Source organism: Halorutilus salinus, assembly GCF_026242195.1.
In the GTDB taxonomy this organism is placed as follows: Archaea; Halobacteriota; Halobacteria; order Halobacteriales; family Halorutilaceae; genus Halorutilus; species Halorutilus salinus.
In genome coordinates this window covers 37,063-56,540 of record NZ_RKLV01000009.1, presented here as the reverse complement: position 1 = coordinate 56,540, position 19,478 = coordinate 37,063, and the positions used below count along the sequence as shown (strand labels likewise).

25 protein-coding genes and 1 tRNA gene are annotated in these 19,478 nt (G+C 61.8%); 17 read left to right on the top strand and 9 right to left on the bottom strand.

The features are described from left to right. Positions 1 to 3: 3 nt before the first annotated feature. Genes EGH25_RS09390 through EGH25_RS09370 form a run of 5 tightly spaced genes read left to right on the top strand, consistent with a single transcriptional unit; the run spans position 4 to position 4,443 of the window. Positions 4 to 870: an ABC transporter ATP-binding protein gene (locus EGH25_RS09390; protein ID WP_266087924.1), complete on the top strand. Its 867-nt coding sequence runs from the start codon at positions 4 to 6 to the stop codon at positions 868 to 870. Next, positions 867 to 2,612 carry a PrsW family intramembrane metalloprotease gene (locus EGH25_RS09385; protein WP_266087922.1) on the top strand — a complete coding sequence of 582 codons (1,746 nt, stop codon included), beginning with the start codon at positions 867 to 869 and terminating at the stop codon, positions 2,610 to 2,612. Before EGH25_RS09390 ends, EGH25_RS09385 begins: the two co-directional genes overlap by 4 nt. Further along, entirely contained in the window at positions 2,605 to 3,630 is a 1,026-nt protein-coding gene (locus EGH25_RS09380; RefSeq protein WP_266087920.1) for an ABC transporter permease, read from the top strand. Before EGH25_RS09385 ends, EGH25_RS09380 begins: the two co-directional genes overlap by 8 nt. Before the next feature lie 21 nt (positions 3,631 to 3,651). Continuing rightward, positions 3,652 to 4,092 carry a DUF5804 family protein gene (locus EGH25_RS09375; RefSeq protein WP_266087918.1) on the top strand — a complete coding sequence of 147 codons (441 nt, stop codon included), beginning with the start codon at positions 3,652 to 3,654 and terminating at the stop codon, positions 4,090 to 4,092. Positions 4,093 to 4,128: 36 nt separating this feature from the next. Then, positions 4,129 to 4,443, top strand: coding sequence for a ribbon-helix-helix protein (locus tag EGH25_RS09370; RefSeq protein WP_266087916.1), 315 nt, complete (start codon positions 4,129 to 4,131; stop codon positions 4,441 to 4,443). Here EGH25_RS09370 and EGH25_RS09365 read toward each other — a convergent pair. Continuing rightward, positions 4,440 to 4,688, bottom strand: coding sequence for a hypothetical protein (locus EGH25_RS09365; RefSeq protein ID WP_266087914.1), 249 nt, complete (start codon positions 4,686 to 4,688; stop codon positions 4,440 to 4,442). The genes EGH25_RS09370 and EGH25_RS09365 overlap by 4 nt on opposite strands. A 175-nt stretch (positions 4,689 to 4,863) precedes the next feature. After that, positions 4,864 to 4,948, bottom strand: a tRNA-Leu gene (locus EGH25_RS09360). Positions 4,949 to 5,032: 84 nt separating this feature from the next. Here EGH25_RS09360 and EGH25_RS09355 point away from each other — a divergent pair. Then, entirely contained in the window at positions 5,033 to 5,227 is a 195-nt protein-coding gene (locus tag EGH25_RS09355; protein WP_266087912.1) for a hypothetical protein, read from the top strand. 10 nt (positions 5,228 to 5,237) lie between these two features. Here EGH25_RS09355 and EGH25_RS09350 read toward each other — a convergent pair whose 3' ends face one another. Beyond that, positions 5,238 to 6,032 carry a hypothetical protein gene (locus EGH25_RS09350; protein ID WP_266087910.1) on the bottom strand — a complete coding sequence of 265 codons (795 nt, stop codon included), beginning with the start codon at positions 6,030 to 6,032 and terminating at the stop codon, positions 5,238 to 5,240. A 42-nt stretch (positions 6,033 to 6,074) separates the two neighbouring features. Next, the gene (locus EGH25_RS09345; RefSeq protein ID WP_266087908.1) at positions 6,075 to 7,070 is read right to left on the bottom strand and encodes a ribonucleotide-diphosphate reductase subunit beta; all 996 of its coding nucleotides are present in this window, start codon (positions 7,068 to 7,070) and stop codon (positions 6,075 to 6,077) included. Positions 7,071 to 7,200: 130 nt separating this feature from the next. Between EGH25_RS09345 and EGH25_RS09340 the strand changes: the two genes are divergently transcribed. After that, entirely contained in the window at positions 7,201 to 8,064 is an 864-nt protein-coding gene (locus tag EGH25_RS09340) for a UbiA family prenyltransferase (protein WP_266087906.1), read from the top strand. On the opposite strand, the gene EGH25_RS09335 is transcribed toward EGH25_RS09340, so the two are convergent. Then, a complete protein-coding gene (locus EGH25_RS09335; protein ID WP_266087904.1) occupies positions 8,055 to 8,348 on the bottom strand; it encodes a hypothetical protein in 294 nt (97 codons plus the stop codon). The two genes, EGH25_RS09340 and EGH25_RS09335, sit on opposite strands and share 10 nt — an antisense overlap. Positions 8,349 to 8,491: 143 nt before the next feature. On the opposite strand from EGH25_RS09335, the gene EGH25_RS09330 reads away from it, so the two are divergent. From EGH25_RS09330 to EGH25_RS09315, 4 genes are read left to right on the top strand one after another with little or no spacing between them, the layout of a single operon-like run. After that, positions 8,492 to 9,094, top strand: coding sequence for an HAD family hydrolase (locus EGH25_RS09330; protein ID WP_266087902.1), 603 nt, complete (start codon positions 8,492 to 8,494; stop codon positions 9,092 to 9,094). After that, positions 9,091 to 9,996 (top strand): pyridoxal-phosphate dependent enzyme, encoded by a 906-nt coding sequence (locus EGH25_RS09325; RefSeq protein ID WP_266087900.1) that lies wholly within the window; start codon positions 9,091 to 9,093, stop codon positions 9,994 to 9,996. Before EGH25_RS09330 ends, EGH25_RS09325 begins: the two co-directional genes overlap by 4 nt. Before the next feature lie 48 nt (positions 9,997 to 10,044). Further along, a complete protein-coding gene (locus EGH25_RS09320; protein ID WP_266087898.1) occupies positions 10,045 to 10,281 on the top strand; it encodes a PRC-barrel domain-containing protein in 237 nt (78 codons plus the stop codon). After that, a complete protein-coding gene (locus EGH25_RS09315; protein WP_266087895.1) occupies positions 10,281 to 10,742 on the top strand; it encodes an NOB1 family endonuclease in 462 nt (153 codons plus the stop codon). Before EGH25_RS09320 ends, EGH25_RS09315 begins: the two co-directional genes overlap by 1 nt. Positions 10,743 to 10,807: 65 nt before the next feature. On the opposite strand, the gene EGH25_RS09310 is transcribed toward EGH25_RS09315, so the two are convergent. Beyond that, positions 10,808 to 11,740: a 5,10-methylenetetrahydromethanopterin reductase gene (locus tag EGH25_RS09310; protein ID WP_266087892.1), complete on the bottom strand. Its 933-nt coding sequence runs from the start codon at positions 11,738 to 11,740 to the stop codon at positions 10,808 to 10,810. Next, on the bottom strand, positions 11,733 to 12,338 hold the full coding sequence (locus EGH25_RS09305; protein WP_266087890.1) for a DUF6149 family protein: 606 nt from the start codon (positions 12,336 to 12,338) through the stop codon (positions 11,733 to 11,735). Before EGH25_RS09305 ends, EGH25_RS09310 begins: the two co-directional genes overlap by 8 nt. A gap of 89 nt (positions 12,339 to 12,427) precedes the next feature. On the opposite strand from EGH25_RS09305, the gene EGH25_RS09300 reads away from it, so the two are divergent. Then, positions 12,428 to 12,697: a UPF0058 family protein gene (locus EGH25_RS09300; RefSeq protein ID WP_266087888.1), complete on the top strand. Its 270-nt coding sequence runs from the start codon at positions 12,428 to 12,430 to the stop codon at positions 12,695 to 12,697. Positions 12,698 to 12,745: 48 nt separating this feature from the next. Beyond that, positions 12,746 to 13,888, top strand: coding sequence for a pyridoxal phosphate-dependent aminotransferase (locus EGH25_RS09295; protein ID WP_266087886.1), 1,143 nt, complete (start codon positions 12,746 to 12,748; stop codon positions 13,886 to 13,888). Here the strand turns inward: EGH25_RS09295 and EGH25_RS09290 are convergent. Both EGH25_RS09290 and EGH25_RS09285 read right to left on the bottom strand, forming a co-directional pair. Then, positions 13,885 to 14,310, bottom strand: coding sequence for an FAD synthase family protein (locus EGH25_RS09290; RefSeq protein ID WP_266087884.1), 426 nt, complete (start codon positions 14,308 to 14,310; stop codon positions 13,885 to 13,887). The two genes, EGH25_RS09295 and EGH25_RS09290, sit on opposite strands and share 4 nt — an antisense overlap. A gap of 1 nt (position 14,311) precedes the next feature. Continuing rightward, positions 14,312 to 14,806 (bottom strand): Mov34/MPN/PAD-1 family protein, encoded by a 495-nt coding sequence (locus tag EGH25_RS09285; RefSeq protein WP_266087882.1) that lies wholly within the window; start codon positions 14,804 to 14,806, stop codon positions 14,312 to 14,314. Positions 14,807 to 14,889: 83 nt separating this feature from the next. On the opposite strand from EGH25_RS09285, the gene EGH25_RS09280 reads away from it, so the two are divergent. The 4 genes from EGH25_RS09280 to EGH25_RS09265 all read left to right on the top strand — a co-directional run bounded on the left by EGH25_RS09280 (position 14,890) and on the right by EGH25_RS09265 (position 19,474). Then, complete coding sequence (locus tag EGH25_RS09280) at positions 14,890 to 16,758, top strand: DHH family phosphoesterase (protein ID WP_266087880.1); 1,869 nt, start codon at positions 14,890 to 14,892, stop codon at positions 16,756 to 16,758. A gap of 5 nt (positions 16,759 to 16,763) precedes the next feature. Continuing rightward, positions 16,764 to 17,921 (top strand): CBS domain-containing protein, encoded by a 1,158-nt coding sequence (locus EGH25_RS09275; RefSeq protein WP_266087878.1) that lies wholly within the window; start codon positions 16,764 to 16,766, stop codon positions 17,919 to 17,921. Between the two features lie 75 nt (positions 17,922 to 17,996). Continuing rightward, entirely contained in the window at positions 17,997 to 18,932 is a 936-nt protein-coding gene (locus EGH25_RS09270) for a replication factor A (RefSeq protein WP_266087876.1), read from the top strand. Then, entirely contained in the window at positions 18,929 to 19,474 is a 546-nt protein-coding gene (locus tag EGH25_RS09265; RefSeq protein ID WP_266087874.1) for an RPA family protein, read from the top strand. The genes EGH25_RS09270 and EGH25_RS09265 overlap by 4 nt, the downstream gene beginning before the upstream one ends. Positions 19,475 to 19,478: the final 4 nt, after the last annotated feature.

Here is a 19,478-nt window from a genome sequence, read left to right as displayed (position 1 = left end):
GCGATGATAGAGGTTCGAGACCTGCGGAAGGAGTACGCGGGACACGTCGCCGTCTCAGGCTCCACGTTCGAGGTCGAACCCGGCGAGGTTTTCGGCGTCGTAGGTCCCAACGGTGCGGGTAAGACGACGACGCTCAAGACGGTTGCGGGACTCGTCGAACCCACCGAGGGCGAGGTACGTGTCGCGGGCGGTGATCCTACCGAGGCGGAGACGCGCAGGTCGCTCGGCTACCTTCCTGAGGAGTCGCCGCTGTACGAGGAGATGACGGCGCTCTCGTACCTCCGTTTCTTCGCCGACCTTTACGACGTTCCGCGCGGTGTCGCCGACGAACGTATACACGACACCCTCGACAGGCTCGAACTCGACAGACGCGAGACACGGACGGGCGACATGTCGAAAGGCATGAAACGTAAGGTTGCGGTCGCGCGGTCGCTCGTAAACGACCCCGACGTTCTGGTCTACGACGAACCCGCGAGCGGTCTTGACCCTCTGACGACGAACTACGTCGTTGAGTTCGTGCGTGAACTTGCCGACGAGGGAAAGACGGTCGTCTTCAGCGCACACAACCTCTACCATGTCGAACGCGTCTGCGACCGCGTCGTGATTATGAACGAGGGGGACATCGTTGCACGCGGTACCCTTGAGGAGATACGTGACGAACACGGAGGGGTCGAGTACACCGTAGAGACGACCGTCGAGGTCGAAGGAGCGACCGAGGAGGGCGGGGGTTACCGTACCACCGTCGAGGATATGGACGGTGTCGAACGCGTCCGTGAGGAGGCGCGTGAGAACGGCGGAGAGGTCGTCGACATACGGACGCGCGAACCGAGCCTCGAAGACATCTTCCTCGATGTTGCGGAGGCTACGTGAGACCGCGGAAGGTTCTCCGTATCGCACGGTGGGAGGTGTCGCGGAGCGCCGGGGGTCTCGACCGTAGAAGCCTCGCGTACGCACTCGTTGCTCTTCTCCTCGTCGCCGGTGTCGCGCCGTTCGCGGTCGACGGCGGTCTGTATGACAGTCTGTACGTCGTAGGCGTCGACGAGGAAAGCGGTTACCACGACGCTGTCGAGAGGAGCGAGACGTTACGCGCCGTCGAGCCGTCTGAGGAAGCTTTCTCGTCGGGGCGTCTCGACGTACTCGTAACCGACGGTGTAAGAGCCGCCGACACGGGCAAAGGACGTGCCGCCGTCTCTGAGCTACGTGACGCGGTTCGCGCTTACAACGCCGATCTCCTCGACGGATACGACACGGCGTACCCCGTCTCTGTCGATCTCAGGTACGTCGACCGCGGTACGGCGGTGAGTGCGGACGACGCGTCGGAATCTGTCTCAGGCGGTTCGTCCGGTGGAGACGGGACGGAGGGGGGTACCGACGGCGGTACCGACGTAGAAGCTTCGGGCGAAGAAGACGGTTTTTCGTTCCCGTCCGGCGGTCTCGACGGAGTCCTCGGTCAGGGCGGACGCGCCGGAACACCCGGCGGTATAACACCCCCGTTTCCGTTTAGCTCTCTGGTTCTTGCGTTCGCCTTCCTCGTACCCCTGAACTTCGTCATACAGGCGTACTCGACGAGTATCATGAACGAACGTATCGACAGACGCGGCGTCCTGACGCTCGCCTCGCCGGTTTCGCGGTACGAGATAGTTGCCGGGAAGACAGTCCCCTACTTCGCCATAGCCCTCGGTACCGTCGCGGTCGTAGCCGTCGCCGTGAGCGGAGGTGTGGCGTCTGTCGTCGCCGTCGCACCCGTCGCGTTCGTCTTCCTCGCGCTAACCTTCGTAGGTTCTATGTTCGCGCGGTCGTACAAGGAACTCACCTTCGTTACCGTCTTCGTCAGCGTCTCAGTAACCTCGTACGTCTTCGTCCCCGCGGTGTTCACCGACGTCGATCCTATCGCCGCCATATCGCCCCTGAGCATCGTCGTACGTGATCTTCAGGGCGCGACCGCGCCTGTGTCGTGGTACCTATTCTCCGGCGCACCCCTCGTCTTCTCGTCGGCAGTTCTTTTCTCACTCGGTGCGGGCGTCTACCGCGAGGAGGATATGTTCACACAACGCCCTGTACGTCTCAAGGCTCTCGACGCCCTCGTATCGTGGCTCCACCGGCGTGCAAGCGTCGCCAAGGTCAGCGTCCTTCTGATCCCGTTCGTCTTCGTCGCACAGCTACTCGTGGTCGCCGTCGTCTTCGCATTACCCGTCGGTATCTCGGTTCCTCTTCTCCTCGTCGTCGCCGCCGTGGTCGAGGAGACAGCCAAGAGCATGGCGGTCTACGCGGGCTTCGTCTCCTCCGTCTTCGAACGCACGACGCCGAACGCCGTCGTTCTCGGTGCTCTCAGCGGCGTCGGCTTCTTCGTCGGCGAGAAGGCGGCACATCTCGCGCAGGTCGTGGGTCTCGACCGTCTGGAGGTAGGACGCGCGGCGCTTGGTATAGCTTCGGACGCGTCACCCCTCGTACTCGCCGTCCTACTCGTCGCCCCTCTCGTTCTCCATACCGTCACAACGTGTATCGCGTCCGTGGGGGCGAGTTACGGGAAACGCGAGTTCGGCGTCGGTCTGTCCGCCGCCGTCGCCGTCCACGTCGCGTACAACCTCGCGGTGGTGAGCCTCGTTGCGTAGACTACGTCTCGCACGGCGCGAACTCGCGTCTCTCCGTTCGGAGAAGACCGTGGTTCTCGCGCTTGCGATACAGCTTTTCATAGCGGCTTTCTCCTCGTTCCTCGTCGTCGGTCTCGTCTCACTCTACGACCCGGGTTCGGGTTCGGTCGAGTTCGCCGTGGCAGGCGACACCGACGAGATCGTCGATATAGTAGAGGACGAGGACGCGTGGACGGCGACGAGACACGCGACGCGCGCCGAGGCGGTCGATTTCTTCGAAAGGGGCGACGCCGACGCCGTCCTTTTTGTCGAACGTCCGGGTGGCGGAGGCGACGTCGAGGTCACGGTTATAGCGCCACGTAGCGACCTCCGTACGACGCTCGTCGTCTCGTCGGCGCGCGACCTTCTGGAGAGGTACGAGGACACGGAGCGCGAGAGACGCGCCGCCTCACTCGGTGTCGAGACGGTCGAAGTTCCTGAAGGAGAAGCGTCGCCGTACCACGGCTTCACGTACGCCGTACTCGTCCCCCTGCTCATGTTCCTCCCCGTCTTCATCAGCGGAAGCATAGCCGCCGATTCGGTTACGGAGGAGTTCGAACGCGGGACGCTCGACCTTCTGCGTGTCTCACCCCTCTCCGACGCCGCGGTCTTCGACGGTAAGACGGCGACGGCGGTCGTCATAGCCCCCGCGCAGGCGGCTCTCTGGCTCGCCCTCCTGAGCCTCAACGGCGTTGTGGTTGCGTCACCCGTCGGTCTCATCGCACTCGTCGCGGGTGTAACGGCGGTGGCTGTCGGCTTCGGTGCTTCGGTCGCCCTTTCGTTCCAAGAGAGGAAACAGGCGCAGTTCGTCTACTCTGTCGGCGTCATGGCTTTCTTCGTTATGACGTTCGCGCTCCCCGAACCGTCTGCGAACACCGTCGCAAAGCTCGCTGTAGGGAGCGCGACATGGGCGACGTACGGGCACGTAGCCGTATACGTCGTACTCGGAGCGGTCGGTTACGCCGTCGCGCGCAAGGTCGCGGGACGAAAGCTTAGTTAGTGTCGTCCGCGTATCCCCTCCGTGACACGTGTCCGTGTACTCGGAAAGGACGGCTACGACATCAGGGGCGAACTCATCGCCAGCGAGACGTCGCGTGAGGCTCTCGCAACCTACGACCTCCTCGACACGCGTATCGACAACGCCGTTGCTGTCGAGACTGCGACGCTCGGCGGTGCTCTCGCACTACTCAACGACCTCGACTGGTACCTGACGCGTTACGCACGCACCGCGGAGGTTCTTGAACCGTCGGTAAGCGAGAATGAATGGCTGTCACGGCGTCTCGCCGAACGCGTCTACGGCGACCGCGTCGATGTTTCGGAGACGGATGAGTTCTACCTCGTCCGCGGTGTGCGTGACGGCGAACCCCTCGATCCGCTTTACTCGCGCAACGAACCCGCGGAGTACGACCTCGGTGACACCGACTTCGTGACGGCGACACGTATCGATGAGACGGAGTTCTGACGAAAACGTCTTGGGTCGGGACGACAACATCCCAACATGGGACTTGACGAACTCGACGGTCAGTTAGAACGTAACAGACGCGCGCTCGGCGACGATGTACACGTCCCTCTCGACGGTCAGTCACGCGATGAACTCGCCCTGCTCGCCGCCGTACTCGGAACCGACGCCGACGAGGTCATGCGCCGTGCCGTCCACGAGTACCTGCGCGTTCTTCTCGGAAACCAGGTTCTCGACGCACATCTGCGCCAGAAGTACGACGTGGCATACAACGAGTACCTCGCGGGGAGGGAGACGGAGGATCTTCCGGGCGAGGGCTCCGTCCGGGGTGACGACGACAGGGGATTCCTCTAAGGGTAGTACCTCCACTCATCGGGTTCCTCGTCCGGATCGTGGTAGTAGACAACGGTTCCGCCTATCCCGACGGCGGCGACGGCTTCTACGAACGCCGTGGCTAACACGGCTTCCCTTACCGAAAGACCGAGTTGCCTTCCCAACGGAAGACCGGCGAACAGACCGACCGCGGCTACCGCCGCCAGCGACACGCAGACGCACCAAGCGTACCACGGCATGTAGTCGTATATGCCCCTCCTGTCCATACCGTCTGTAACGGGCGCGTCAACTAAAGCCTACAGACGGATCTACCGTCACCCGCGGAAGCCGGTTACAGCGTAGGACCGGATTTGAACTTTGGTCGTTCCGCTGACGCTCCACTCACGAGTTCAAATCCGCTCCTACTTGTCGTTTTCTCTCTCGTACCTCACTCGAAAAGACTGCGTGGGACCGGATTTGAACCGGCGGACCCCTACGGGACAGCGTCCTAAGCGCTGCGCCGTTGGCCTAGCTTGGCTACCCACGCGCGTTCGGAACGTCGCGGTGTCGGCGCTTAACGGTTATGGATAGTAGGCGGCGGTCTTTTAACCTCTCCGTACGTACGGCGATCATGGACAAACGCGAGATGCTCGACGAACTGCCGGTAAGACGTAGCGAGAACATCTGTACCGGGTGCTTCGTCGTGCCGCCCGAATGGTACAGGGACGGTGAGATAGAGAGATGCTCCGAATGCGACGCGCCGCGCGACGACAGCGAGTCCGCGCTCTCGATGACGGAGGAACAGCTCCAGAAGGCTGTCGAGTAAACGCGATCGACTAAAGACGGTCGACGTCAGCCTCACCGGTAACGCGTACGACCCTGCCGTCGGATTCGGCGACCCGCCCCCGGATACCGCCATCCGCCGTCGCGTTTACCGTCGCGGTTCGGTTCGTCGCCTCGGCTTCGGTTCGGAAGACGCGGACGACCGTAACCTCGGCTGTCGAACCCCCGGCTTCGGTACCCACGCGTTTACCTCGTGCGACCACCGGATCGTCGTAGACCGCCCTGCCGGTCACGAACGTACCGTTGCCGAGCGCGTCGACGAGGGAGGCGAAGCCGTCGTCGGTGTCGGTCGCCTTAACACCGGTGTCCGCGGAGGCGTCGACGGTTCGACGGACTGCGTCGGGACCGAGCGCGGAACGTATACACGTTTCACCGTCAAGGGCAACCGCACCGTCGTATCGCTCGAACAGCCTGTAACCTTCTCTCCCGTCCGACTCAGTGAAGCCTTCGGAGCCGAGCGCCGTCGAGGCTTCCGAGACGTTGAACTCACCCTCCGCTGTCACCGTCGCGTTCCTTTCACCGAAGGCGACGGCTCCGTTCACCTGATCGAGGGAGACGCCGGGGATACCGCCGACTGAACGGGGTACGGAGTAGTCACGGATACGGAGTTCGTCGTGGGCGCGTACGTCGTCGGCGTCCACGTAGTCGAAGCCCGCCGTGGCGCTCGGCGGTAGAGTTTCGACGGGTCTCGGCGAACCCGTGTCCGCTCCGGTCGAACCGAGACATCCGGCTACGGATGCGCCTACGCCCGCCGAGAACAGACCTGCGACGAACCGACGGCGGTTCATACGGTTGGGCACGCCGTCGTACCGCAAAAGGGTTGCGGCGTCCTATGCGGCTTCCTGCACCTTACGCATGATTCTGGCTTCGAGTTCGGCGTCGGTCTTCTCTATGTACTCCTCGTGGAACTCGTCGCTGAACTTCTCCTTACCTACTGTCTCGAAGCTCGAACGCATGTAGCTGAGCGACGCATCGACCATATCGGGGAGATCGACGCCGAGCGGGTTGGGGACGTAGATGTTCTGCACCGTCGGGCCCACGACAACATCCTCGAAACGGCGTATATGCGGCTCGTACTGCTCACGTACGATGCTCGGATCCTCCTCGGCGAGACGTTTCATAAGCCATCTTCCGTTGTTGATATGCCGCGCCTCGTCCTTCTGAGTCATACGCATGCCCTTCTGAAAGCCGGGCATCGCGTCCTTCTCGTCGAGAGCCTGTTCGAGTACGTTGTAACCCGTTTCGGCGAGCTGTGCCTCTACGATACCCATGTAATGCATCGTCGCGTCGCCGAGCCTGTGCCGGAGTTCGCGCTGTGTACGTTCTATCTCATCCTCGTCGCCCTGTCTCTTCGACTGCTCGGCGCGTCCGACGGCGTCGCGTAGCTCACCCGAAACTCGGTCGAGGTCGTCGATGAGGTACTCCTGTATCTCAGGGTTCCAGAAGCCTTCGTCGAAGTCGCCTCCCATGGTATCCTGCGTGCCGAAGACCTCGTTAAAGTACCTGCTGAAGAAGTCGACGTGTTTCGACTCCTCCCAGAGATGCGTCGTGAGGTACATCTCCTCCTGAAGCGTGTCGAAGCTCGCGTCCTCAAGCGCTCCGACAGCCATGGGATACGGCGCGAGCGTCTGTGTCACAGACTCCTCGCCCTCGTAGAAAAGCGAACAGATAGTCATGAACTGTCTGCGCTCCTCCTCGTCGAACTTCTCCTCCCAGTCGCGTCTGTCCTGCTCGAAATCTATCTCCTCCGGATCCCAGACACCGTGTTTCTTAGCCGCGCGGTACCACTCGAAAGGCGATTCAAGGCTGTCGTAGTCAAGCGCCATACGCCTTATTGGGTTCGAACGGTCTAAACCTTCTTCCCGTCCATAAGCGGTGGTTTATACGGTTGTTCGTAAAGAGCCGTCGGGTTCGGACACGGAAGAGTCAACAGTCCGGGGCGCGTACGGTCGGTAGATGACCGACACAGCGACGGCGGTTCGGCGGTCGTTCTCACCCATCGTCGCCGCGGTCGAGCTACTCGTACACAGCAACGTCTTCATATCGCTTTCGGCGACATCGGTCGCGGTCACGACCGTACTGCTCGCCGACCTCCGTCCCGATCCCGTGCCTCTTTTCATAGTCTTCGCCGCGACGCTTTTCGTCTACTCGTTCAACCGTATAACGGATATCTCGGAGGACGAGGAGAACGTCCCCCGGCGTGCGAACTTCACGCGGAGGTACGGGCGCGCGCTCTTCGCCGTCGGTGTCGTCCTGTACCTGACCGCACTCGTTCTCGCCTTCGTCTTCGACCTGCCCGGAGCGACCTTCGTCGCGCTCCCCGTCGTCGTCGGTATCGTCTACTCGGTCGGTCGCGCCAAACGCGTCCTGTTGGTCAAGAACCTCATCGTCGGCTTCGCGTGGGGGGCTATACCTCTCGGCGTCGGCGTCTACTACGGCGTCCTTTTCGACGCCGAGGTTCTGTTCCTGTCGGTCTTCTTCGGCGTTACGCTCACCGTCGCCGCGGCGCTTTTCGACATAAAGGACATCGAGGGCGACCGACAGGAGGGTATACGTACCGTCCCGAACGTCTACGGATCGCATGCGACACGTATTGGTTCGGCGATCGTCTACATCGCCCTCGTCCCCGTCGTCTTAGCCTCCGCCTCGGTCGTTTCGCGTGACCTCCTCGTCCTACTCGTCTACCTCTGCTACACCGTCGCGTACACGCCTTTCGCTACGAGGGATCGCGGTACGTTGTTCTACGGCTTGGTCATAGACGGCGAACACGTCTTCCTCGCGGGTACGGTCGTACTCGCCGAGTTAGCGGGTTACGTGTAACGCTGTGCCCTCGCGGACGCAACCCCGGCGAAGAAACGTCCGACGATGAACACGACGACACCCGCGACCACGAGCGATACGGCGGTTACGAACTCTACGCTTACGCTCCGTGGCGCGACGAGAACACCGTGCTGTAGAACCATAGAGACGACACGTATACCGCCGTCGAGTATCAGTATAGCGCCGAAGCCGGCGAGCGCGTAGCCAATGAGGACGAGAAAGGCGGAGACGATGCCGAGGATGCTACGTGAACCCTCTCCGAAAGGCACCGGCTTCTTCGACATGCACAGAACATGTAACTCGGTTAACTTCACTCTTTGCTACCTAACTTAGACCTCATCAGGGCTGTCGTCTCAGATAAGCTACCTCTCGTCTCCTGTTCGGTGTACGTCGAAAGAGGGAAGACCTTACGCCGGTACTTTACTGTATGAGGATAGTTCTTGACTACGGCGGTACGATCGTTGACCGTATCGACGACTACGAGTACTCGCGGACGCTCGGCGACGGTGTCGTGCGCCATCCCGCGTTCGTCGCTTACTCGGCGTTCGAGAGGGGGATTATACAGACGGAGGACGAGTACCTGCGCGCTCTCTCCGCACTTTCGGGCGACACCGTCGAAGACTGCCGTGCGTACCTTGAGGAGCGGAAGGAGGCAGTTTCGCTACCCGACGACCGCGAACGAGTCCTGCGTGAACTCGCCGACGACCACTCGCTCGCCCTGTTTACGGATCAGGTTCGCGTCTGGATCGACGGGTTTCTCGGACGCCTCGGTATCGCCGACCTTTTCGACGACACCGTGGTTTCGAGCGATATCGGACGTGTCAAGCCGCACCCCGAAGGCTACTCGCGTCTCTGTGACGGCTACGACGACGCCGTCATGGTCGGCGACGAGGTGAGTACCGACCTCGTGATGGCGGAGCGGTTCGGCATGGAGACGGTCTGGGTCAAGAACAGCCACGGCGACGGCACCGCCCATGGGGAACCCGACCACACGGTCGACGACCTGACGGAGGTGCCGGAGGTTCTATGAGCATCTGGGAAAGAGAGGACGACCTACCCGACGTGAACCCCGTGACATCGGAGGAGGGCGACACGCCGGTCGTACCCGCGCCGTGTATCGCCGACGACCTCGGCGTTGAGGAGCTACTTTTCAAGGACGAGTCACGTAACCCGACGGGGAGCATACACGACCGCGCTGTCTCCGTCGGTGTCTCCGTAGCGCGCGACGAGGGTGCGGAACGCGTCACGTGTCACGCCGCGGGCGACCTCGCCGTCTCCGTGGCTTGCTACACGGCGCGTGCGGGTATCGGCTCCAAAGCCTACGTTCCGTCACGTACGCGTTTCGATGTCAAGGCTTCGGTGAATGTCCACGGCGGCGACATGAAGGTCGTACGCGGCAACCTCAACGACGCGCGCCGTGAGGCGGACGAGGACGACGGCTACGCCGTATCTTCGCCCGACGACCGTCTGCGCGCGGGATACGCAACGGCGGCGCGCGAGGTTGCAGAGACGGATCCCGATGCGGTCGTCTGTCCCGTCGGAACCGGGGATCTCTACACAGCCTTCGCCGACGAACTCGACGGTGTTCCCGTACACGCCGTACAGCCCGAAGGGTGCGCGACGCTGTCCGAGGAGGTTGAAACACCCGACACCGTGGTCGGCGAACTCGAAGACCCGTCGCCCCCACGTGTCGATGAACTCAGGGCGACCGTCGAGGCAAACGGCGAGGCGGTCGCAGTATCCGATGGCGACGCACTCGACGCGTGTCTCGACGCATCACGTGAGGGTGTCTCCGTCTCACCCGCCGGTGGCGTCGCGCTCGCGGGCGTCGAAAGCCTCGACGTTTCGGGGCGCGTCGTCGTACTCAACCCGGCTCTGGGGCGTCTTTCCGCCGACGCGTTACGTAACCGTATGGTCTACCACGGCGAGTGAGGACGAACGAGCGACAGGGTTAAGCCGGATCCACCCGTTAGGCGACGTATGAGTAAGGTACTCGGAATGAACCTGACCGAGATGGACGTAATGGGAAACGACGGAACCGAACTCGGCGAACTCCGTAACATCACGTGTGACCTCGAAACGGGTAACCTCGGCGACCTCGTCGTAGACCCTACGGAGAAGGCGCGCGACAGGTACGAGGTACGTGACGACGGCGACGTTCATATACCGACGCGGCGTCTGTCCGCGGTCAAGGACTACATCGTAATCAAGCGATAGTGCTCGTACTCGACTCGTCGTTCTTTATCGAGGACAGGTCGCTCGAAGGCGACGAGGACGCTCTCTCCTTACCGGGTGTGCGCGACGAACTCGAAGACGCCTCGCGTTTCCGTTTCGACGCCACGGTAGGGCAGGGGATGAGACTCGAAACGCCGTCGGACGAAGCGGTGCGCGAGGTGCGCGGTGCGGCGCGTGAGACGGGCGACGCGTCCGTCCTTAGCGGTACCGACATACGTCTCGTCGCTCTCGCATGCGACGAAGACGCGACGCTCGTCACCGACGACTACGCGATGCAGAACGTCGCGTCACGTCTCGGTGTCGGGAGCAGAGGTATAGGAAAGAAACGTATCGATGAGGAACGCGACTGGCGTTATCAGTGCGCGGGATGCGGACGCGTCTACGACGAAAAGAAACGGTGCGGAGTATGCGGGTCGGAAACGACGCGTAAAAACCCGTCGTAGCTCTCAGACGAGACGGACGAGACGACGGGCGAAGTCGATGGACGTGTAAGAACCCGTCTTTGCTCTCAGACTAACTCGGACGTTACACGTAACGCCTCCTTAGGTTCGGGACCGAGGGGCGAACCTACAACCACGGTGTCGACGCCCGTCTCGTACAGTGCGTCGACGCGCTCGCCGCACTCCTCCGGGGTTCCGTAGACGGAGAAAGCGTCGAGCATCGGGTCGGTAACCTTACCGAACGCCTCCGAGAACTCGCCACGTTCGATATGACCGCCTATTTCGTCCGCGAGTTCGGCGTCGACACCGTGCCGTTCGAGAACCGGCGGCGGTGACGCGGACGCGATGAACGCCACGGGCTGGCGTGCCGACTTCTTCGCCTCCTCGCGGTTGTCGCTCACCGAGAACGAGGTATACGCGACGATCTCGGCGTCGGCTTCGTCTATCTGCTCGAACGACCAGACGAAGTCGTCAGGATGTGACGCGTTTATGAGTATACCGTCGCCGTGGTCGTTAGCCATACGGAGCATGTTGGGACCCTGTGCGCCGACGTAGACGGGTACTGTCTCCGTCTCGTAGTTTAGCTTTGCACCCTTGGTAAGACCCTCCTCGGTCACCTTCTCGCCGGCGAGCAGGGAGCGCGTAAGCTTAACGGCGTCGAGAACCTCGTACAGCGGAGAGTCACGTTCGATTTCGAGCGCCTTGAGCGTATTGGGGTCGCCGGGTCCGACACCGAGACGCGCGCGTCCGCCGGTGTACTCGTCGAGAGTCGCAACCGCGTTCGCCGTGTACGCGGGATGGGCGTAGTAAGGGTTGGTGATACCGGGTCCTATATCGACATCCTCGGTCGCCCCCGCTATCGCCGTCAGTGCGACGAACGGGTTACGGTTGTTGTAGTGGTCGGTAACCCAGACGCCGTCGAAGCCCTCGTCCTCCGCCGTCTCCGAGAGTGAGACGAGCCTGTCGACGGGCTCCTCGGCGACGAGTTCGACATCAGCCATCGTCGCCCTCCTGTACTGCGTCTACCCCGTCCGTCCCCACACCGGGGGCTTCGGAGACATCGACATCGTCGGGTTCGTCGCGTCCGCCGCGTGCCGTATCCCCCTTCTCATCCTCGACGTAGACGCCGTCGTCGTACCCTTCGACCGCGTGGGGATGGTCGGGTTCGTCGAGCTTCTCCGGCGTCGCGGGTGCGTCGGGCGCTTCGCCGAACGCCCCAAGAGGGTCTTCGACCGTAACCCCGTGGCGTTCGAAGAAGTCACCGTAACGGTCGTAATGCTCATCGACCTCGCCAGCCGGGAACTCCATCATCTCCGTCCATCCGTGGCTGTAGAAGTCGAAGTTCGCCTGCACATGCGTGATCTCGCGCGCCTCAGCCTCCGTATAGCCTTCGTTGAGCGCGGTCAGGTAGGCGTCCATCGTGGCGTCGAAGAAGCCTTCGAGACGTTCACGTCTTTCCTCGGCGTGCGCTTCGTCGGCTTTGTCGAGAAAGACGCCCGTATGCAGGCTGACGAGCCTGTCGTTGACAACCCCTCCGACGACGGGTGTCTCAAGCGCCTTCTTCGCCGCAAAATGCCTGACAGTCTGCCGGATCTTCATGGAGAACGTACGCGCTCGCGCCTCTTAACTTCACCGAGTCGGGGTACCGGCGAAGCTTTAACTTCCCACGGCACGTAGACGAAAGCACGATGCATAAGGAAGAGCTCATACAGCTACACGAGCTGATGTCGGAGGTTCAGGGCTACTTCGAGGACGCCGAGGGCGAAGAGGTCTTCGAGGAGTACGGGGATCTCGACGTAGGACCGTCGGACATACACCAGAGCAAGAGCGAGCACAAACACGCTATCTTCGTTCTGGGACAGGAGATGGCTGAAAGCATGGCTGACGACGAGTTTTCGGATCGCGGACGTATCAGCGAACGTATGCGTGAACTCGCCGACAAGAACGCCGACGACTGAGGCGGCGACAAGCGGGACTCTTATTATACGGGCGTGGTACTTTATCCCATGGGCAAGTTCTCAGAAGCCGTTGAGCGCGTGGAGCCGAGCGCCACGTTACGTATAAGCGATCTCGCGGGTGAACTCGAAGGAAAGGGGGCGGACGTCGTCGACCTTAGCGTCGGCGAACCCGACTTCACGACACCGGAGCATATACGTGAGGAGGCTAAGGCGTCGCTCGACCGTGGCGAGACGGGGTACACGCCGAGCGCGGGTATACCGGATCTGCGCGAGGCGATAGCCCACAAGCTTAGGGAGGAGAACGACCTGCGTGTCGAGCGTGACGAGGTTGTCGTGACGCCGGGCGGGAAGCAGGCGCTTTTCGAGGTTATATTCTCGCTCGTACGTGATGGTGACGAGGTCGTACTCCTCGATCCTGCGTGGGTCTCGTACGAGGCTATGGTGAAGATGGCGGGCGGCGAGCTAAACCGCGTTACGCTCGACCCTCAGACGGGTTTCACGCCCGGAGAGGTCGACCTCGCCGAGCATGTGAGCGACGACACGCGTCTCATGGTGGTCAACACGCCGTCGAACCCGACGGGCGGCGTCTTCTCGGAGGACGAACTCGAAGAGATACGTGACCTCGCCGTCGACCACGACTTCCGGGTGATAAGCGACGAAATCTACGAGAAGATCACGTACGGGGCGGAACACCTCTCCCTCGCGGCGATGGACGGTATGAGCGAACGTACGGTGACGGTCAACGGCTTCTCGAAGTCGTACGCCATGACGGGATGGCGTCTCGGCTACTTCGTCGGTTCCCAAGACGTACGCGAACAGGCGTCGAAGGTACATTCACACTCGGTTTCTTGCGCCACGTCGTTCGCACAGCGCGGTGCCGTCGCCGCCATAGACGGTCCTCAGGAGCCTGTCGAAAAGATGGTCGACGCCTTCGAGTCGCGCCGCGACACGCTCGTCGATGCGCTCGCCGACGCGGGTGTTGAGATACCCAAGCCGGAGGGGGCGTTCTACGCCTTCGTACCCGTCGACGCCGAAGACGACGCCGCGCTCTGTGAGGAGGTGCTACAGGAGGAGTACGTCGCCACGACGCCGGGTAGCGCATTCGGCGTGCCGGGTTACATGCGCGTATCGTACGCGACGAGCGAGGAACGTATCAAGGAAGGCGTCGAACGTTTCGCGCCGTACCTCTAAGACCGTCTTTCGACAACCCTCTCGACTATACGGCTCGTAGAAAGTATCTCTTCGTCGGTCTCGTCGCGCCCCGATACACGGACGACGTCGGCTTCGAAGCCACGGTCGCGCAGTTCGTCACGTAGATCGTCCTCGTCGTAGTGCTGGTCGTGACCGAGGGTTATGATGTCGGGACGTATACGGCGTAGAGGTTCGAATATGGAGTCCTCGCTACCGAGAACGGCTTTGTCAACGACGCCGAGCGCGCCTACCATCTCACGTCTCTGTTCCTCGGGGACGACGGGCGGGTTCTTGTGGTCTACCATCGACTCGCGCGCGACGATGACGACGAGTTCGTCGCCTTCCGCCGCCGACTCGCGGAGGTAATGTACGTGACCCGGATGGAGGAGATCGAAGGTTCCGGTTGCGAGTACCTTCGTCACACTAACGCCTCCCGAAGAAGCCGTCGCCGTCTGTCTCAAAAGGCTCCTCCTCAAAATCGACGTCGAGAACATCGAGATGGACGCCTTCGCCCTCGGAGCTGTAGCAACGCCACGTGTCGCGGTCGTACGGCCTTCCTACGATTATATGCCGCGCGCCCTTACTGCCGAACGTCCGCAGATCCTCCTCGCTCGGACGTATACTCCCCGACGGGTGCGAATGTACGGTGCCGACGCCGCCGACGTTCGCGGGTACCATCTCCTCCCTGACCGACGCCATCGCCTCGCCCGAAGTCGTGCCGGGTATAACAAGAACGTCGGTTATGACGCGTCCCGAACCGGGTTCCTCTCCGTCGAAACGGAGACGGGGGCTCGACACCTCCTCGGCGCGCAGAAGACCCATGAACTCGTTGGGATGGCTGTCGGCGCACGTTTCGAGGACGAACTCCAACGTCTCGTCGGCGATTCCGACAACCGAACTCGACCTGAACAGACCCATTCGACGGAGATGGGTGCGTCGCGTTAATTACTCTTGTCATCGAACCCAAACACGGATTAGAGGCGCGTCCATAGGGTACGCCGATGATGGAAAAAAGAGACGAACTCGACGGTCCGGTTCTCTACCACCTCGACGACTCGTGTGGACTCGAAGATGTCGAAGAAGGACACGCCTACTCGGGATACGTGAACGGAACAGCCGACTACGGCGTCTTCGTAAGCCTAAACGACTCCGTAAGCGGTCTGATACACGAGTCGAACCTCGCTTCGTCGCTTGAGGTCGGCGAGGACACGAAGGTGCGCGTGGAGGAGATACGTGACGACGGCAACCTGTCGCTCACGCCCGTCCATATGCACGACTACGAGGAGGTCTACATAGGCGAAGACGGGGGCGAGGACGGCGGAGAGGAAAGACGTACGCCGATAGGCGAGGTCGTCGAAGGCGACGATGTCGTACTCGAAGGTGAGGCTCTCTCCGTGCGCCAGACGAGCGGACCGACCGTCTTCACCGTCGCCGACGGCACGGGTACGGTCGACTGCGCCGCCTTCGTAGGTGCAGGCGAACGCGCGTACCCGGAAGCCGAGGACGGCGACGCCGTCCGTGTCACCGGAGAGGTCGAAACGCGTAACGGCGAGCTACAGGTCGAGACAGACGAACTCGAAGTTCTGGAAGGCGAAGACGAAGGGGAGGTACGTGACCGTCTTTCGGAGGCTCTCGACGACCGCGCCGAACCTCCCGAACTCGAACCTCTCGTAGACTCCGAGATACTCCACGACCTCTATCCGCGTCTCCGGCGTCTCGCATTCGGCGTACGCCGCGCCGTCCTCAAGGATCGTCCGGTCGTCGTCCGTCACCACGCCGATGCCGACGGAATGGCGAGCGGCGTCGCCGTCGAACGCGCCGTCTTCTCGTTGCTCGACGAGGTCGCCGACGACCCTGAGGCGCAGTACCACCGTTTCAACAGGATGCCGTCGCGCGCCCCCTTCTACGAGATGGAGGACGTGACGCGCGACCTGAACTACGCACTGAAGGATGTCGAGCGCCACGGACATCCCAAGCCTATCGTCCTTATGCTCGACAACGGTTCGACGGGCGAGGACGGCGACGCGTACAGGACGCTCGACGCCTACGACATACCCGTCTACGTCGTCGATCACCACTCGCCCGACGACGAGATAGAGCCGCTCGTCGAGGAACACGTCAACCCGTACCTCGAAGACGGCGACTACTCGATAACGTCGGGCATGCTCTGTGTCGAACTCGCGCGCCTTATCGAACCCTCCGTCGAGGACGAGCTTCTACACGTCCCCGCCGTCGCAGGAAAGGGCGACTACTCCGAAGCATCCGAGATGGACAAGTACGTTGAACTCGCGCGCGAACACGGGTACGGCGAGGAACACGTCGAGGATATAGCCGACGCACTCGACTACGAGTCGTACCAGCTAAAGTACGACGACGGTCGTCATCTCATAAACCATATACTCGACGTGGAGGAGAACGAGGCGCACGACGAACTCGTGCCCCATCTCAAGACGCTCGCCGAGGAGGCGTTCGAGAAACAGATGGACTCGGCGAGGAGGCACGTCGACGACGTATCGACGCCGAACGGTGCGACGCTCTGTACGCTCGACGTCGAGAAGTACACACATAAGTTCACCTTCCCGGGTCCCGGAAAGACGACGGGACGTATACACGACGAGAAGGTTGACGAACACGACGGCAACGTCGTCACCGTCGGGCACGGACCCGACTTCTGTGTCATACGCGCCGAAGGCGTCGGTATCAACATACCCGAGATAGTTGACGAGCTACAGGACGAGGTGGACGGCGCGGGCGTCGACGGCGGCGGTCATCTCGTCGTCGGTTCTATAAACTTCGTGCAGGGGAAGCGTGAGGAGGTGCTCGAAGCACTGTACACCAAGATAGCGCAGGCACCGCTCAAGGAAGAGTAGAAGTAATGTGGAACTACAGGGTGGTCACGGTCACGGGGATCCCTATACGGGTCAACATAACGCTCCTGCTGTTCATACCCGTGATAGTCTGGCTGATAGGTAGCAACATAGGAACCCCTCAGGGCGCGGAGATATGGGTTGATATACTCTCCGGTCTCTCGGACGCCGAACTCTCGGCGGAGCAACTGCGCGGAGGAAACACGCCGTGGCTACTCGGTGCTCTCGCGGCGGTGGGGCTGTTCTTCGGCGTCACCGTCCACGAACTCGGACACGCATGGACGGCGCGGAGGTACGACCTCGAAATCTCTTCCATAACGCTCTGGATATTCGGGGGTATGGCGCATATGGAGGAGAACCCGACGGACTGGCGTACTGAGTTCTGGATAGCTGTCGCGGGACCTATAACAAGCGTCGTCGTCGCGGGCGCTTTCTACGTGGCGTTACAGGCTGTCCCGTCGGTACCCGCTCTCGTCTTCGTCTTCGGGTGGCTCACGATCATGAACGTCGTACTCGCCGTCTTCAACATGGTTCCGGCGTTCCCGATGGACGGCGGACGCGTCCTCCGTGCACTTCTCGCACGTAACCGTCCTTACGCGAAGGCGACACAGAGCGCCGCGACCGTCGCCAAGTTCCTCGCCGTCGCCATGGGTATACTCGGTCTCCTCGGAAACCCGGTTCTCATACTCATAGCCCTCTTCGTATACGTCGCGGCTTCGAGCGAGTCTAGGATGACAGCCATAAGCGAGTCGTTGACCGACGTAACCGTCGCGGATCTCATGACGCGCGAGGTCAGCACCGTCTCACCCGAAGACACCGTACAGGAGCTTTTCGACCGTATGCTCGTCGAGCGCCATACGGGCTACCCTGTCGTCCGTAACGGAAACGTCGTAGGTATCGTTACGCTGTCGGACGCAAAGGAGGTGCGCCCTGAGGAGCGCGAGGCGTTCGTCGTCGAGGAAATAATGACCGAGGATATAGTCACCGTCGAACCCGGCGAGGACGCCTTCGAGGTCTTACAGACGATCAGCCGTGAGTCGTTCGGTAGGCTCGTCGTCGTCGAGGACGGCGACCTCGTCGGTATCGTCTCACGTACCGACATCATGACGGCGCTCGACGTGCTCGAAGGCGGCGGTATGTCGCGCCAGCCCGCCGAGTCGGTCTGACCACGGGAGTTAAGTGCCGGGGGTGCGTAACCTTCCTGCCTCCCGACTAAAAGGAGTAGGAGGCTGGAGAAAAAGATGACAGAAACAGAGATACGACAGACAGCCGAGCAGATAGCCGAACGTTTCTCAGAACAGGCGGACGTGTCGGTCGACGACGTGGAGGAGAGGCTCCAAAACCTTGTGGAGGAGTACAAGGTACCGATGGACGAGGCGCGCCGGAGCGTCACGAGCCATTTCGCAAAGGAGACGGGCGTCTCGCGTGACGAACTCGGGAGCGAAGGCTCCGAGAACGCGACCGTCGCCCAAATCGACACGCCGGAGGAGTGGCTCACGGTCGACGTAAAGGTCGCCGAACTCTGGGAGCCGTCGAGCGACTCGATCGCACAGACGGGTCTCGTCGGCGACGAAACGGGGACGATCAAGTTCACGTCGTGGGCTAAGAGCGACGTACCGACTCTCGAAGAAGGCGCGACGTACAGACTCCAAAACGTCGTTACCGACGAGTTTCAGGGACGTATGAGCGTAAAGCTCAACTCGTCGACGGAGGTTGAGGAGATAGACGCCGAGATCGAGGTGGGTGAGCAGGAGATAGAGGTCGAGGGTGCCCTCGTCGCCGTGCAGTCGGGTAGCGGTCTCATAAAACGGTGCCCTGAGGACGACTGCACGCGCGTCCTACAGAACGGACGTTGCTCCGAACACGGCGAGGTCGAGGGCGAGTTCGACATGCGCGTAAAGGGCGTTCTCGACGACGGTAACGAGACGTACGATGTACTACTCGACCGCGAGGCGACCGAACGCGTGACAGGCATAGAGATGGAGGAGGCGAAGCAGGAGGCGATGGACGCGCTCGACACGAGCGTTGTCACCGATCGCATCAAGTCGTTGCTCGTCGGAAGGTACTTCAGGGTCGAAGGTCCTCGCGTCGGCAGGTACGTACTCGGTGACGATGTAGAAGAGGTCGACGAGACACCCGACGCCGATGCGCTTCTGATGGAGGCGCGGTCGGCATGAGCACCGAGATGCGCCGCGAGGTCGCTAAACGCGTCTTCGCGGGCGAGTTCCGTGACGCGGGACATACGTTCAAGGAGAGCGAAGAGGAGCGCGCGCCGACCTACCTCCTCCTACCGACGGGCGAGAAGGCGAACCGTGTCTTCGCCGTCGGTACGCTCACGGAGAAGGACGACATAGGTAGCGACTCCGAGTACTGGCGCGCACGCGTCGTCGACCCGACGGGGACGTTCCTCGTCTACGCGGGACAGTACCAGCCTGAGGCGGTCGACGTGATACGTGACGTACAGCCGCCTGAGTACGTCGCCGTGGTCGGAAAGCCCGACACGTACGAACCCGACGACTCCGACGACGTGATTACGTCGGTACGTCCCGAGTCGATGACCGTCGTCGACGCAGACACGCGCGACAGATGGATAGCCGAGACGGCGGAACGGACGCTCGAACGTATCAAGGACGGCGAACTGAGCGGTAGAGCGGGCGAGGTGTACGGGGAACGTGACTACAGACGGGTGGTTACCGAGGCGCTGGAGAATCTGGAGTAGACGG